12 protein-coding genes are annotated in these 15,964 nt (G+C 55.9%); 8 read left to right on the top strand and 4 right to left on the bottom strand.

Annotated elements, in window-relative coordinates; translation table 11 throughout:
- Positions 1 to 6: 6 nt before the first annotated feature.
- The gene (locus SK51_RS22215; RefSeq protein WP_023305549.1) at positions 7 to 1,791 is read right to left on the bottom strand and encodes a diguanylate cyclase; all 1,785 of its coding nucleotides are present in this window, start codon (positions 1,789 to 1,791) and stop codon (positions 7 to 9) included.
- Positions 1,792 to 1,905: 114 nt separating this feature from the next.
- Positions 1,906 to 3,015 carry an AI-2E family transporter gene (locus tag SK51_RS22210; RefSeq protein ID WP_022647190.1) on the bottom strand — a complete coding sequence of 370 codons (1,110 nt, stop codon included), beginning with the start codon at positions 3,013 to 3,015 and terminating at the stop codon, positions 1,906 to 1,908.
- A gap of 158 nt (positions 3,016 to 3,173) precedes the next feature.
- Here SK51_RS22210 and mmuP point away from each other — a divergent pair, with 158 nt between their 5' ends.
- The 6 genes from mmuP (at position 3,174) to tauD (ending at position 9,128) form a co-directional block, all read left to right on the top strand.
- Positions 3,174 to 4,574: an S-methylmethionine permease gene (gene mmuP / locus SK51_RS22205; RefSeq protein WP_023305550.1), complete on the top strand. Its 1,401-nt coding sequence runs from the start codon at positions 3,174 to 3,176 to the stop codon at positions 4,572 to 4,574.
- A complete protein-coding gene (gene mmuM, locus SK51_RS22200; RefSeq protein ID WP_023305551.1) occupies positions 4,561 to 5,493 on the top strand; it encodes a homocysteine S-methyltransferase in 933 nt (310 codons plus the stop codon). Before mmuP ends, mmuM begins: the two co-directional genes overlap by 14 nt.
- A gap of 222 nt (positions 5,494 to 5,715) precedes the next feature.
- Positions 5,716 to 6,678, top strand: a complete 963-nt coding sequence (gene tauA / locus SK51_RS22195; protein ID WP_023305552.1) for a taurine ABC transporter substrate-binding protein — start codon at positions 5,716 to 5,718, stop codon at positions 6,676 to 6,678.
- A 10-nt stretch (positions 6,679 to 6,688) separates the two neighbouring features.
- The gene (tauB, locus tag SK51_RS22190; protein ID WP_022647194.1) at positions 6,689 to 7,456 is read left to right on the top strand and encodes a taurine ABC transporter ATP-binding subunit; all 768 of its coding nucleotides are present in this window, start codon (positions 6,689 to 6,691) and stop codon (positions 7,454 to 7,456) included.
- Positions 7,453 to 8,280 (top strand): taurine ABC transporter permease TauC, encoded by an 828-nt coding sequence (gene tauC / locus SK51_RS22185; protein ID WP_023305553.1) that lies wholly within the window; start codon positions 7,453 to 7,455, stop codon positions 8,278 to 8,280. Before tauB ends, tauC begins: the two co-directional genes overlap by 4 nt.
- Complete coding sequence (gene tauD, locus SK51_RS22180; protein ID WP_023305554.1) at positions 8,277 to 9,128, top strand: taurine dioxygenase; 852 nt, start codon at positions 8,277 to 8,279, stop codon at positions 9,126 to 9,128. Before tauC ends, tauD begins: the two co-directional genes overlap by 4 nt.
- Before the next feature lie 69 nt (positions 9,129 to 9,197).
- On the opposite strand, the gene SK51_RS22175 is transcribed toward tauD, so the two are convergent.
- Positions 9,198 to 10,922, bottom strand: coding sequence for a bifunctional ornithine lipid synthase OlsF (locus SK51_RS22175; RefSeq protein ID WP_023305555.1), 1,725 nt, complete (start codon positions 10,920 to 10,922; stop codon positions 9,198 to 9,200).
- A 125-nt stretch (positions 10,923 to 11,047) separates the two neighbouring features.
- Positions 11,048 to 12,022 carry a porphobilinogen synthase gene (gene hemB, locus SK51_RS22170; RefSeq protein ID WP_003859169.1) on the bottom strand — a complete coding sequence of 325 codons (975 nt, stop codon included), beginning with the start codon at positions 12,020 to 12,022 and terminating at the stop codon, positions 11,048 to 11,050.
- A gap of 452 nt (positions 12,023 to 12,474) precedes the next feature.
- Here hemB and SK51_RS22160 point away from each other — a divergent pair, with 452 nt between their 5' ends.
- On the top strand, positions 12,475 to 15,249 hold the full coding sequence (locus SK51_RS22160) for an autotransporter outer membrane beta-barrel domain-containing protein (protein ID WP_023305556.1): 2,775 nt from the start codon (positions 12,475 to 12,477) through the stop codon (positions 15,247 to 15,249).
- An 88-nt stretch (positions 15,250 to 15,337) separates the two neighbouring features.
- Positions 15,338 to 15,964, top strand: coding sequence for a helix-turn-helix domain-containing protein (locus tag SK51_RS22155; protein WP_022647199.1), 627 nt, complete (start codon positions 15,338 to 15,340; stop codon positions 15,962 to 15,964).

Genomic DNA, 15,964 nt, shown 5'->3' with positions numbered 1-15,964 from the left:
ACCCCTTTAGCCCGCCTCCAGCATCCCAAAGCTGACAATCCGCGAGCGGCCCAGCTCTTTCGCCCGGTACAACGCGACGTCCGCCGCGCGCAGCAGATTATCGCTCTGGGCGTGCTGCGGATAGCTGGCGATCCCGATCGACACATCCACCGGGCCAATCTCCGAAAGCCCGTAGCGCAGCGAAAGCGCATGCACGCCGTTGTAGATCTCCGTTGCAGCGGCGTGCGCTGCTTCCTCATCTGCATCGGTAAGAAGCACCAAAAACTCTTCACCCCCATAGCGGAAGGCCAGCCCGCTATCGTGTACCGCCCGTTGAATAATGGCTGCCACGCTTTTAATCACCAGATCGCCGGCCTCATGACCAAAGCGGTCATTAATGCTCTTGAAGTGATCGATATCGATCATCAGGCAGCTTACCGGCTCCTCGTTACGCACCGCCTGCTTCATTTGAGTACGTAACGTATCTTCCAGATGGTGGCGGTTACGCAGCCCCGTCAAGGGATCGAACAGGGCTTTTTCCAGCAGCGCATCGCGCAGCCGCTGGTTGGCCAGCGCCAGTCCCAGCGCCTCGGCCATCAGTTCCAGATAGGCGCGGGACGGCGCGGTTTCAGGCGTGATGTTCTGGAATGAGAGCAATCCAATCGCCTCGCCCTGAGCAATCAGGGGAACGCACAGCGATTGCTGCGCCTGTGATTCGGGCAGATGATAACAGCCGATATCCGGCTCGCCGTTCACTGGCGGATGGCTTTGACCACGCCGGACGGCCCAGCATTCGTCAGGATGGAACGGCTTTTTATCCCCTTCTGGCGATAGCCATTCGGCCGTACAGCGCATCTGCCACGGCTCGCGTTCCAGAATATACAGACGCCCTGAAACCCCCGGCGCAATATTGGGTGCAAACAGCTCCGCCACATTCATCACGTCGGCAAAGTTTTCACAGCCCTGCAACCGCTGGGTCATTCGCGCCAGCAGTTCGCGGATGGCCCAGTCAGCATCGCGCTCTTTTTCCAGCCGCTGCCTTGCCAGCCCGTTCTCACGGAAGATGCGGATGGCCTGCGCCATATCACCGATTTCATCAACCTGGGTAAAGTTCGGCGTTTCGACGGCGTAATCCTGCGATGCAAGACGATGAACTACGTCACTCAGACGCACCACCGGACGGAGTACGCGGCGCTTGAGGATGAAAACCATCACAAACAGGAAGAGCAGGGCGGTCAGGCCGACCATCACCTCAGAGGCCGTTCGAAGCGTTTTGGACGTTTTGGTTGCGGCCTGCACGTCGGCAATAATGCGCTTGTCCAGCAGCATGCGAAAGCGTTCGATAGTGTTGTGTGCCCGTTCGAGTTCCAGCTCATAGCTTTTACCAAACAGCAGCGAAACGGCCTGCTGTTCCTCGCCACGGGTGATGCCGTCAATGGCTGCCTGCTGTTCATCCTGGAGATCGTCTACAATTTTCAGTCCGTCGTACAGCAGCGCCAGCTCTTCGCCCGATGCCCCCGTATTTTTGAGCTGTCGCAGCGTGTGTTCGATATTCTTCAGCTCGGCTTCTTTCGCCTGATATTTCTCAAGCACCTCGGGCTCTTTTTGGATGACGTAAAGCCGCGCCAGATCGGAGAGCATCCAGGTGTCTGTCTCGATCTCCTCCGTCAGCTGATCGAAGACCTGGCGTTGTTTAACGGCTTCACGTTCGATGTTATCGGCGTGGGAAGCCATCAGCATGACGATGCCGGAGGCAATGGTCAGGCACACCGTGACACCATAAGCCCAGTTCGTGATCGTGGCGATTCGCACCTGTTGGATCCTTCTACGACAAATGTGGAAGAGCGTTCATTTCAGATTATAGAAAACCTCTGATTTATCGCGAAAAAAAAGGCGGCACAGGGCCGCCTCACAGAACGCCTTTCTTTATAGATCCGGAGAATTTCTCCCCTCTTCGATAAAGTCTGCGTCCAGCTCCTCGGCGTTGCCTGCGTGGTCGCGGCCGGAGAAGAGGTTCCAGCAGGCGATAAACAGAGCGGCAATCAGCGGCCCAATCACAAAGCCGTTAATGCCATACAGCTCCATACCGCCGAGCGTGGTAATCAGTATCAGGTAGTCCGGCATTTTGGTGTCTTTGCCCACCAGCAGCGGACGCAACAGGTTGTCCACCAGCCCGACGATAATGACGAAGAAGCCCACAATGAACAGACCCTGCCACAGCTGGTGAGTGGCAAACAGGAAGATGGCGGCGGGAACCCAGACGATGGCCGACCCAACGGCAGGCACCAGGGAGAGAAATGCCATCAGTGCGCCCCACAATACGCTGCCGTCAATACCGACAATAGCAAAGGCGATACCACCGAGCGTGCCCTGAACCACCGCCACGACCGCCGTGCCTTTTACCGTGGCGCGCGACACGCCGACAAACTTAGCGAACAGGTGCTGTTTGACGAAGTCAGACAGCGGCAGCGAGTCGAGGATCTGGCGCACCAGGTACGGCCCGTCTTTCAGCAAGAAAAACAGCAGATACAGCATAATGCCAAAGCTGATGGCAAAGCCGAACGTCCCTTTCCCAATCAGGAACGCGCTGCCCGCCAGATACTGCCCGCCCTGTAACGCGACATCGGAGAGTTTTTTCTGGATCTGCGCGGCGTTGGTCAGGTTGTGATCCGCCAGGAAGCCGCTGGCCCAGTCCGGCAGGCGGTTGAAGATACCAGCGATCACTTCCGGGAACTGCGTGTTGTTCTGTTGCAGCCTGGTGTAAACCATGTTCAGTTCCACCGCGAGCGAGGAAAGGATCACCATCAACGGAATAAACACGATCAGGCAGATAATGCCGAGTGTGAGGAGTGAAGCCAGCCCGTTGCGATCGCCCAGCGCGGTACGCAGTTTGTTTTTCACCGGGTTGAAAATGATGGTCAGGATCGCGGCCCACAGAATCGCCGAGAAATAGGGAGACAGCACGTCAAAGAAGGCCCAGGTTACAAGGGCCAGGATGAGAATAAAGAAACCTTTGGTCAGTCCGTTAAATCGCATAGTGAGTCCTGGTGAAGAAGAAACTGTGTCGACTATAGAACTGATTTAAGGATTTACCAATAATTGCGCTGAAGTCGCGCCGGGTGGCTTTTTGTTAACAATCGCGGTATAACACTCCTTCTTTGGATGTTTAGATGTCCATACGTTTAGAAGGTAACATGCAAACACAACAAGAAAACGGGCAACTTAAGCGCACCATGAAAACCCGCCACCTGATTATGCTCTCGCTGGGTGGCGTTATCGGCACAGGGTTATTCTTCAATACCGGATATATCATCTCGACAACCGGCGCGGCGGGCACGCTGCTGGCATATCTTATCGGTGCGCTGGTGGTCTGGCTGGTCATGCAATGTCTGGGCGAACTTTCCGTGGCGATGCCGGAAACCGGCGCGTTTCACGTCTATGCCGCCCGCTATCTCGGCCCGGCGACGGGGTATACCGTGGCGTGGCTCTACTGGCTTACGTGGACAGTGGCGCTGGGATCGAGCTTTACCGCGGCCGGGTTCTGCATGCAGTACTGGTTCCCACAGGTTCCCGTCTGGACGTGGTGCGTTGTCTTTTGCGCTGTGATTTTTGGTCTTAACGTGATTTCCACGCGCTTTTTCGCGGAAGGGGAATTCTGGTTCTCGCTGGTCAAGGTTATCACCATCGTCGCCTTTATTATTCTCGGCGGCGCGGCCATCTTTGGCTTTATCCCGATGGCGGACGGCTCTGCCGCGCCGGGACTAAGCAACATTACCGCCGAAGGCTGGTTCCCGCACGGTGGCCTGCCGATCCTGATGACCATGGTGGCGGTCAACTTTGCCTTCTCAGGAACGGAGCTTATCGGCATCGCGGCAGGGGAAACGGAAAACCCACACAAGGTTATTCCGGTTGCTATTCGCACCACCATCGCCCGGCTCATCATCTTCTTTATTGGCACCGTGTTTGTGCTGGCGGCGTTGATCCCGATGCAGCAGGCTGGCGTGGAGAAAAGTCCGTTCGTGCTGGTGTTTGAAAAGGTCGGCATTCCGTATGCGGCGGATATCTTTAACTTCGTGATCCTGACGGCGATCCTCTCGGCGGCGAACTCGGGTCTGTACGCCTCTGGCCGTATGCTTTGGTCTCTGTCTAACGAGAAAACGCTGCCGCGCTGCTTTGCCCGCGTCAACAAAAACGGCGTGCCGCTGACGGCGCTTTCTGTTTCCATGCTGGGCGGCGTGCTGGCGTTGTTCTCCAGCGTGGTCGCGCCGGATACGGTGTTTGTGGCCCTGTCAGCCATTTCCGGTTTTGCGGTGGTGGCGGTGTGGATTAGCATTTGCGCGTCGCACTTCGTGTTTCGTCGCCGTCACGTGCAGTCCGGCCAGCCGCTATCCGCGTTGCAGTATCGCGCGCCATGGTATCCGCTGGTGCCCGTGCTTGGCTTTATCCTCTGTCTGGTGGCCTGCGTCGGCCTGTGGTTTGACCCCAGCCAGCGTATTGCCCTTTATTGCGGGCTTCCGTTTGTCGCCCTGTGTTATGGTGCGTACTACCTGACCCGAAATCTGACCACGCAGGAGCCTGAACATGTCGCAGAATAATCCGCTTACCGCCCTCCTTGAAAAACAGCCGTTTGTCGTGCTGGATGGGGCGATGGCAACGGAGCTGGAAGCGCGCGGTTGTAACCTTGCCGACAGTCTCTGGTCGGCCAAAGTGCTGATGGAAAATCCGGAGCTGATCCGCGACGTACACCTCGACTACTACCGCGCGGGTGCACAGGTGGCGATCACCGCCAGCTATCAGGCGACACCCGCAGGCTTTGCCGCTCGCGGACTGGACGAGTCGCAATCCCGGACGCTGATCGGCAAAAGCGTAGAACTGGCACGCAAAGCGCGCGAAGCGTACCTGGCAGAGAATGCGCAGGCGGGCACGCTGCTGGTGGCGGGATCTGTGGGCCCTTACGGCGCGTATCTGGCCGATGGTTCCGAGTATCGCGGCGATTATGTGCGTAGCGCTGAAGAATTTACCGCCTTCCACCGCCCGCGTGTAGAGGCGCTGTTGGATGCGGGCGCGGACCTCCTGGCCTGTGAAACGCTGCCTTCGTTCACTGAGATTAAGGCGCTGGCGGCGTTGCTGACGGCGTATCCGCGCGCCCGGGCATGGTTCTCATTTACCCTGCGTGACAGCGAGCACCTGAGCGACGGAACGCCGCTGCGGGATGTTGTTTCTGCGCTGGAAAGCTACCCGCAGGTTGTCGCGCTGGGGATTAACTGTATCGCGCTGGAAAACACCACGGCGGCGCTGACGCATCTGCACAGCCTGACGTCGCTGCCCCTGGTGGTCTATCCGAACTCCGGCGAGCATTACGATGCGGTGAGTAAAACCTGGCATCACCACGGTGAAACGTGCGTGACGCTGGCGGGGTATTTACCGCAGTGGCTGGAAGCAGGCGCGAAGCTGATTGGCGGCTGCTGTCGGACCACGCCGCAGGATATTGCTGCGCTGACGGTTCAGCGCTGAGGCCTTTGCCGGGCGGCAGCTGCGCCTTACCCGGCCTACAAATTGCACGAACCGTAGGCCGGGTAAGCGCAGCGCCACCCGGCGAAACAACCGCACAAAATTCACTATCCTTTCCCGCTTTTTTTCTAAAAACGAATCGTCATTAGCGATTCTTTTTTATTCCTTTATCAAAATTCTCGCGCCGGAAATACTGCCCTCATAACAACAAGGGGAGCAGACGGTATGGCAATTTCATCGCGAATCACGTTATTTGGTGCACTGGCGCTGTGGGCATTTCAGGCGCAGGCGGTGGACGTCACCGTGGCGTATCAGACTTCTGCGGAACCGGCGAAAGTCGCGCAGGCGGATAACACCTTCGCCAAAGCGAGCGGGGCGAACGTCGACTGGCGCAAGTTCGACAGCGGCGCGGCAATTGTGCGGGCGTTAGCCTCGGGCGACGTGCAGATTGGCAACCTGGGTTCCAGCCCGCTGGCCGTTGCCGCCAGCCAGCAGGTGCCGATTGAAGTCTTCCTGCTGGCATCGCAGCTCGGAAATTCCGAAGCGCTGGTGGTGAAGAAAAGCATCACGAAACCCGAAGATTTGATTGGCAAACGCATCGCGGTGCCGTTTATCTCCACCACGCATTACAGCCTGCTGGCAGCGCTGAAACACTGGGGCATTAAGCCGGGCCAGGTGCAGATCATCAACCTGCAACCTCCAGCGATTATTGCCGCCTGGCAGCGTGGCGACATTGACGGAGCATACGTCTGGGCGCCCGCCGTCAACGAGCTGGAAAAAGACGGCACCGTGCTGACCGACTCCGAAAAAGTGGGGCAATGGGGGGCGCCAACACTTGATGTCTGGGTCGTTCGTAAGGACTTTGCCGAAAAACACCCTGAAGTGGTGAAAGCCTTCGCCAAAAGCGCCATCGAGGCCCAGCAGCCTTACATCAGCAACCCGGATGAATGGCTGAAACAGCCCGCCAACCTGGAGAAACTCTCACGTCTGAGCGGCGTGCCGGAAGCTGACGTGCCGGGGCTGGTGAAAGGCAACACCTATCTGACACCTGCGCAGCAGGTCCAGCAGCTGAACGGGCCGGTGAGCAAAGCGATTGTCGACACTGCGACGTTCCTGAAAGAGCAGGGCAAAGTGCCTGCGGTGGCAGCGGATTACAGCCGGTTCGTGACCGACCGCTTTGTGAAATAAGGGGGCTGCGATGCTGAACATTACAAACCTGTCTGCCGATTACGGCGGCAAACCCGCCCTGAAAGAGATCAACCTGACGCTGGACAGCGGTGAACTGCTGGTCGTACTGGGGCCGTCCGGCTGCGGGAAAACGACGCTGCTGAACCTGATCGCCGGGTTTGTACCGTATCAGCACGGCACGATCCAACTCGAAGGAAAACGGGTAACGGGGCCGGGCGCAGAGCGCGGCGTGGTCTTCCAGAACGAAGGGCTACTTCCGTGGCGAAACGTGCAGGAAAACGTTGCGTTTGGTCTGCAACTGGCCGGCGTAGCGCGTGAACAGCGTCTGAATACGGCGCGCGACATGTTGAAAAAGGTCGGGCTGGAGGGGGCTGAAAAACGCTTTATCTGGCAGCTTTCAGGCGGGCAGCGTCAGCGCGTCGGGATCGCCCGCGCGCTGGCGGCTAACCCTCAGCTGCTGTTGCTGGACGAACCTTTCGGGGCGCTGGATGCCTTTACCCGTGAGCAGATGCAAACCCTGCTGCTGCGCCTGTGGCACGAAACCGGCAAGCAGGTGCTGTTAATCACCCACGATATCGAAGAGGCCGTGTTTATGGCGACGGAGCTGGTGCTGCTCTCACCGGGACCGGGACGCGTGCTGGAGCGTCTGCCGCTTGAGTTTGCCCGGCGCTATGTGGCGGGAGAGCCAGTACGCAGCATTAAATCAGACCCGCTATTTATCGAAAAACGGGAATACATCCTGAGCCGTGTGTTTGAACAGCGGGAGGCGTTCTCATGAGCATTGTCTTCAGTGAAAAAACGCGGCGGACGCGCCGTGCCTTACGCTGGCCGTTCTCTCGCCAGCTCACCTTAAGCGTCAGCACGCTGGTGGTGTTGCTGGCGGTATGGTGGGCGGTTGCCGCGCAGCAGTGGATCAGCCCGCTGTTTCTGCCCCCGCCAGGCCAGGTTCTGGAAAAACTGATCGCCATCGCCGGACCGCAGGGCTTTATGGATGCCACCCTCTGGCATCATTTAGGCGCCAGTCTGACGCGTATTCTGGTGGCGCTGCTGGCGGCGGTCATTATTGGCGTTCCGGTGGGGATTGCGATGGGACTGAGCCCGACAGTGCGCGGCATTCTCGACCCGCTGATAGAGCTTTACCGTCCCGTACCGCCGCTGGCTTATCTGCCCCTGATGGTGATCTGGTTTGGCATCGGCGAGACGTCAAAGATCTTACTGATATATCTGGCTATTTTTGCGCCGGTAGCAATGTCGGCCCTGGCTGGCGTAAAGAGTGCGCAGCAGGTACGCATACGTGCGGCGCAGTCGCTCGGCGCCAGCCGCGCGCAGGTACTGCTGTTCGTCATTTTACCAGGTGCGCTGCCGGAGATATTGACCGGGTTGCGCATCGGCCTTGGGGTGGGCTGGTCAACGCTGGTGGCGGCAGAGCTGATTGCCGCCACGCGCGGCCTTGGGTTTATGGTGCAGTCGGCGGGAGAGTTCCTGGCGACTGACGTGGTACTGGCAGGGATCGCGGTCATCGCCGCGATCGCCTTTGGATTAGAACTGGGACTGCGCACGCTACAGCGTCGCCTGACGCCCTGGCATGGAGAAATACAATGAGTGAACGTCTGACGATTATCCCGTTGGGGCCGTACATTGGCGCGCAGGTGTCGGGCCTGGACGTAACCCGTCCGCTGAGCGATAACCAGTTTGAGCAGCTGTACCACGCGGTGCTGCGCCATCAGGTGGTGTTCCTGCGCGAGCAGGCCATCACCCCGCAACAGCAGCGCGCGCTGGCCCTGCGTTTTGGCGACCTGCATATCCACCCGGTCTACCCGCATGCGGAAGGGGTGGAGGAAATTATCGTGCTGGACACTCATAACGATAACCCGCCCGATAATGACAACTGGCACACGGACGTTACCTTTATCGACACACCGCCAGCCGGGGCGATTCTGGCAGCAAAACTACTGCCAGAGACCGGCGGCGATACGCTGTGGGCGAGCGGCATTGCGGCGTTTGAGGCGCTCTCCGCGCCGTTCCAGACCTTGCTAAGTGGCCTGCGGGCGGAGCATGATTTTAAAAAATCGTTCCAGGAGTATAAGTACCGTAAAACGGAAGAGGAGCACCAGCGCTGGCTGGATGCGGTCGCAAAACATCCGCCGCTGTTGCACCCGGTGGTGCGTACCCATCCGGTGACCGGCAAGCAGGCGCTGTTTGTGAACGAAGGGTTTACCTCGCGCATTGTGGACGTAACGGAAAAAGAGAGCGAGGCGTTGCTCAGTTTCCTGTTTGCGCATATCACGAAGCCGGAGTTTCAGGTGCGCTGGCGCTGGCAGGAGAACGATCTGGCGATCTGGGATAACCGCGTCACGCAGCATTACGCCAATGCGGATTACCTGCCGCAGCGAAGGATTATGCAGCGGGCGACGATTTTGGGGGATAAGCCGTTCTACCGTGCGGTTTGAGCCCCTCACCCTAACCCTCTCCCCAAAGGGGCGAGGGGACTGACCGGTGCGGTTTTCACCCTCTCCCTTTTAGGGAGAGGGCAGGGGTGAGGGTATTAAGTGCGCCTCTATATACCGCTGATAGCGGTTCGCCTTCAGATAACACAGATCCACCAGCACCAGCCCGTCGATACAGTTATTGAACGCCGGATCGCTGCCGAAATCGATAAACTGCACGCCGCCTGGCTCGCATAGCTCGGAATATTGTTTATAAAGCGGCGGAATACCGCAGCCCAGATTGCCGAGCAGGGATTTGAGCTTTGTCAGGTCATCCACGTAATCCACCCCGCTAAATTGCGCCAGCACGTCCGGGAGTGACGCCGGGTAGGGTTGACGCGAGGCGGCTAACGCGTGGCTGGCCGGAAACCAGAGACGATAAAACGCGACCAGCAGATCCCGGGCGGCAGGCGGTAAGCCGCCGGAGATGGACACCGGACCAAACAGGTAACGGTAATGTGGATAGCGCGCCAGATAGGCGCCAATGCCTGACCACAGGTAGTCCAGACCGCGACGTCCCCAGTAGCGCGGCTGTATAAAGCTGCGCCCCAGCTCAATGCCGTGCTCCAGTATGTCCTGCATTTTTTCGTCGTAGTGGAACAGGCTGTAACTGTACAATCCCTCGACGCCGCACTTTTCCACCTGCATGGCCGTTGGCATAAAGCGGTACGCGCCGACAATCTCGAGGTCATCATCATCCCACAGAATAAGGTGCAGATAGTCATCATCGTAGCTGTCGGTATCCCGGCGCTTTCCGCTGCCTTCCTCCACGGCGCGAAAGGCAATCTCGCGCAGTCGCCCCAGCTCGCGCAGCAGAGGCGCCTCTTCCTGCCCGTTGCGCTGCCACAAATAGATGGTTTTACCATCGCTGGTTTTGCCCAGACATTCGGCCTGCGCCAGCTCCCGCTTCAGCGTGGCCCTGTCTTCCGGGCGGGCAATGGCGCACTGGGTTTTAAAGACGCCAGGCAATCCCTTGCCAAGTCGTATCACGTGCTGACGGCACTGCTCGGCCATCTCACGCGATGAAAGGGTAGAGCTAAACCGATCATTCCAGGCAATCTGCTGGCCGATTTTAATCGGCAGCTGGCTGTGACGGCGGCGAAACATCTGTTGCATCAGCAGCAGCAGGGATACCGTCGGCGATACCAGGGTGCTGGCATAAAACAGCAGGCTGTTGTGGGCCTGAATATGTACCGGTAGCAGCGGTACCCGTAGTTTGCTGGCCAGCTTGATAAAGCCCGGATGCCACTTTTTATCGCGGATGCCTTTACGCGTTGGGCGGGAGACTTCGCCCGCCGGGAAGAAGATCAGCACGCCGGCGTTTTGCAGGTGCTGCTCCATCTGCACCAGAGATGCTTTTGCGGTTCTGCCGCCCATATTGTCCACGGGGATAAACAACGAGCTGAGGGGCTCAAGGTGAGACAGCATCCGGTTGGTGACAACCTTGACGTCCCGGCGCACGCGCGAAACGGCATACAGTAGCGCCAGCCCATCCAGGGTGCCCGTCGGGTGGTTCGCTATCACAATGAGTGGGCCGTGTTCGGGGATTTGTTCGAGGTCTCGGGCGGAAATGGTGCAGAGAATATCAAGGTGTTCCAGAACCTGCTCTACCATATCCAGCCCTTTCAGGTGACGGTGGCTGGCGGCAAACTGCTGAAATTCGTCTTCGTGGAGCAGTCTTTTTAACAGACTTTTTTGCCAGGGTGCGGGCCTCGCCTGAGGCCAAAGGTCATCAAGAACGCTGTCGAGACTAAACATTGATCACTCCTCCTGCCGTCTTGCCCAGACAGTAGAAGGAGGAGATGTCGGTTGTATTGCAGTTTAGTGAAGATTCGCGCAGAGAGTAGGCCGGGTATGGCGAAGCCACCCGGCGCTAAAGCGGATTAACGCAGAATTTTCTTCTCAGCCAGATCCAGCGCGAAGTAGCTGAAGATCAGATCCGCGCCCGCGCGTTTGATCGCCCCCAGGCTTTCGAGGATCACTTTCTCTTCGTCGATGGCACCCGCCTGCGCGGCGAATTTGATCATCGCGTACTCGCCGCTCACCTGGTATGCGCCCAGCGGCAGTTCGGTGCGTTCGCGAATGTCGCGCAGGATATCCAGATACGCGCCGGCCGGTTTCACCATCAGACAGTCTGCGCCCTGTGCTTCATCGAGCAGAGATTCACGAATCGCTTCGCGGCGGTTCAGCGGGTTCATCTGATAGGTTTTACGATCGCCCTTCAGCGCCGTGCCCGCCGCTTCACGGAACGGGCCGTAGAAGGAGGAGGCGAATTTGGTGGAGTAGGACATGATGGCGGTGTCGGTAAAGCCTGCCGCATCCAGCGCATGACGAATAGCCTGAACCTGACCATCCATTGCCGCAGAAGGTGCAATGAAATCCGCACCCGCGGCGGCGGCAACCACCGCCTGCTTGCCCAGATTCAGCAGGGTCGCATCGTTGTCCACGCCGTGATCGCACAGCACACCGCAGTGGCCATGAGAGGTGTATTCGCAGAAGCAGGTATCGGACATGACGATCATCTCCGGCACACTCTCTTTGCAGATGCGCGACATGCGTGCCACGAGGCCGTCTTCTTTCCATGCATCACTGCCGGTTGCGTCAGTGTGGTGGGAGATACCGAACGTCATCACCGAGCGGATGCCCGCATTCGCAATGCGTTCGATCTCGCGGGCCAGATGCTTTTCAGGAATGCGCATCACGCCCGGCATCGCGTCGATGGCTTTGTAGTCATCGATCTCTTCTTCAACAAAAATCGGCAACACCAGATCGTTTAAGGTCAGTGTTGTCTCTTCAAACATGGCGCGCAGTGCGGGTGACTTGCGCAGGCGACGGGGACGAGCAATTAAATCGGTCATGGTATGCCTGATGTTTGTGGAACAAAGAGGCTTAGTGTACCTGAAAGCGGAGAGTGGTGTTTTACTAAAGTTGTCTTTTAGATTTTCGAAATCGATTAATATACGCTACATGTATTTTGTATATATTATAAATCTTATTATGGTGTCCAGAGTGGTATGTGATATTGGTGAGGCTTCTATATTGGTTTGGGATTATAAATATAAATGATTTATTGCTTTTTATTATATGTGTCGAAGCAACTAAAGTAGTTTGCAATCAGTTGAATTTATAATATTTATTCATAATGATTGATATTGTCCTGGGATTATAAGCTTATTTGTCTGAATACGGACTTAATGGAATCATTCATTGAACCTTTTCGAAGTGAAACTGCATAATTCCTTCCGCAATTAAACGTTGCCAAATGATTTGATGGACAAACTTGCTTACGTCCCTGAGGAGGGATGACCCAATGCAAACATGGAAAAAGAAACTGGTTGTATCACAACTTGCATTAGCCTGCACACTGGCTATCGCTTCTCAGGCCAATGCGAAAGATATATCCGGCACGACATATAATACTTTTGGATATGACAATACTGCGTCCACGCCCTGGTATTATGGTTATGCTGACTGGGATTATTCAGATGCCACACATGATGGTGACATTTATCCAGTCATCAATAAATCAACCGTAAACGGAGTTATTTCGACATACTATCTGGATGATGGTGTCAATGGCCGTGCGAACGCGTTGAGTATTTCTAACAGCACCATTAACGGCATGATCACGTCAGAATGTATGACCACGACGTGTGCAGAAGGCGTAGATACTGACGGCACTACGCATACCCAGTACGATCGTTTTAGCCTGACTGTTGATAACTCCACCATCAACGATACCTACGAGCATTATGCGTATGATGTCGTTAATGGCGATACCACTGAAACGCATTATCTGGACACCTATGGTCTGGGTAACGCCATCACCCTGGATGTTGAGTCTGATATCGTTATTCAGAACAATTCCCACATCGCGGGCATCACGCTGACGCAGGGTTATCAGGAGCTTGATAACACGCCATACGACGGTGTTGAAGGCGTTGCTAACAGCAGCAATATCTTTACCGATACGCTGGTGGTGAAAGACTCTGTGCTGACCTCTGGCGCATACAGCGATCTGGGTACCAGCGGCTTCTACGGTCAAACGGCGAAGCCAAGCGACTACGGTGAAACCAACGCCACGGCTGCGGATGATGCGGCGCTGATCGTTGCTGCCAGTGCGTCTGATAACGCCATGCAGACCACCGCTACCTTCGATCACTCTACCGTTACGGGTGACATTCTTTTCTCCAGCACCTTTGATAACAACTTCTACGAGAATGGCGATCCGGCAACGGATACCACAGAAGATGGCGTCTATAACCCAACCACCAACGGCTGGGATGGTACCGATAAACTGGATGTCACGCTGACCAACGGCAGTAAGTGGGTGGGTGCAGCGCAGTCCAGCGTTGAAGCTATCGGCACTGCGCAGATGTATGGCCAGGGCTACAGCAACGTAGACTGGCACGCATTGTCCCCGAATAGCATCTGGCCTGATTCTACCTTTGACAGCAACGGTCACGTTGCCGGTGAAGAGGTGTATCAGAGCGGCCTGTTCAACGTGGCGCTGGATAACGGTTCCGAGTGGGATACCCGCAAGATCTCCAACATCGATGCACTGACGGTGAACAACCAGTCTCAGGTCAATGTTGAAAACTCCGGCCTGCTGGCAGATTCCATCACCCTGACCAATGCTTCAACCTTGAATATTGGCGACAGCGGTGCCGTGGCAACCGACAGTCTGTATCTGGATAGCTACAGCCGTGCGGCACTGACTGAAGAGACGGCAGAACTGTATGCCAACACCATTACTGTAGACAACGGTGCAGAGCTGGCGCTGGGTCTGGGTCAGGTTGATACGCACAATATGGTGCTGACTGATGGCGGTGTGCTCAACGTTGCCAGCCGCGATTATGTGCTGAACAGCGACCTGAACAACGCACGCTATATCACCAACGATAGCCATAAAGCGGACTACGACTATGGTGTTGTCGCGCTGAACTCTGACGGCCATCTGGCGGTGAACGGTGACGTTGCCGGTAACTATAAAGTGCGCATCGACGATGCGACCGGTGCAGGCTCCGTAGCTGACTACAAAAACAAAGAGATCATTCGCGTCTATGACAATAACGCGGATACCGCTGCCAGCTTTACTGCGGCAAACAAAGCTGATTTAGGTGCATACACCTATCAGGCGCAGCAGAAGGGTGACACCGTTGTTCTCCAGCAGGAAGAGCTGACTGACTACGCCAACATGGCGCTGAGCATTCCTTCTGCTAATACCAACATCTGGAATCTGCAACAGGATACCGTGGGTACCCGTCTGACCAACAGCCGTCATGGCCTGGCAGATAACGGCGGCGCATGGGTGAGCTATTTTGGCGGCAACTTTGACGCGGATAATGGCACCGTTAGCTACGATCAGGACGTAAGCGGCATTATGGTGGGTCTGGATACTCAGATCGACGGTAATAACGCGAAGTGGATTGTCGGTGGTGCGGCTGGTTTCGCGAAGGGTGATATCAGCGATCGTACTGGTCAGGTCGATCAGGACAGCCAGACTGCGATGATCTACGCGTCGGCGAAGTTCATGAACGACATCTTCCTCGACAGCTCCATGAGCTACACCCGCTTCAACAACGACCTCTCTGCTACCATGAGCAACGGTCAGTATGTTGACGGTAATACCACGACTGACGCCGTTGGTTTCGGGATGAAACTGGGCTATGACTGGAAACCAAACCTGTCTGGCTACGTCACGCCTTACGCGGCGATCTCTGGCCTGTTCCAGTCCGGTGATGACTATCAGTTAAGCAACGACATGCGTATCGATGGCCAGTCTTACGACAGTATGCGTTATGAGCTCGGCGTGGATGCAGGTTATACCTTCAACTACGGTGGCGAGCAGGCATTAACCCCTTACTTCAAGCTGGCTTACGTGTATGACGATGCCGACAACAATGCTGATATCAACAATGACAGCATTGACAACGGCGTGGAAGGCTCTGCGGTTCGCGTGGGACTGGGCACTCAGTTCAGCTTCACGAAAAACTTCAGTGCTTACACTGATGCGACTTATCTGGGCGGCGGCGACGTTGACCAGAACTGGGGAGCAAACCTGGGTGTGAAATATACCTGGTAAGAAAAAAACGCGGGGGATTTTGCCCCCGCTTTTTTATGTGCTTTAAAAATAATAAAGAACCGACATATACAGATGACTTGAGGTATGCATGAACGTTAATGCGAAACCACTTTCTGAATTAAGCCGGCTCATAAAGTGTCTGGAAGTCGCCGGTACCCCATTTAAAACGGAACCACAACAATTTATAACTACCGGCAATAATGATGATGAACCATTGACATTTGTAATACAATCCGGCCTGACAGTCGTTCACCGTAAATCAGATGAATTACTCGTGGGTATTGCACGGGCACCCTATATTCATGGATTAAGTGCATGGATTAATGACAGCTATCTTGAATATTCTCTGATGGCACAAACACCTTGTACCGGATTTTATTTGCCAGCCTCTACTGCATGCGAAATTATTCAAGAAGCGCAACTCTGGCAAGAAGCATTCTGCTGGCTTTCATGGCTAAATCATTTACTGGGAAAACGTGATATCCAGCTGGTCGGAAATAATTCGTATAGCCAAATTCGGGCGATGCTAATCAATATGGCCGAGTGGGATGACACGCTACGCTCAAAAATTGGTGTGATGAATCATATTCAGCGTAGCACGCGTATATCACGTTCGGTGGTTGCGGAGGTTCTGGCGGCGCTGCGTCAGGGGAACTACATCAATATGAGCCGGGGCAAACTGATCAGTATCAACCGTTTGCCCACGGACTATTAA

Source organism: Enterobacter sp. MGH85, from assembly GCF_001037655.1.
GTDB classification, from domain to species: domain Bacteria; phylum Pseudomonadota; class Gammaproteobacteria; order Enterobacterales; family Enterobacteriaceae; genus Enterobacter; species Enterobacter intestinihominis.
This window is presented reverse-complemented; position numbering and strand designations above follow the sequence as displayed.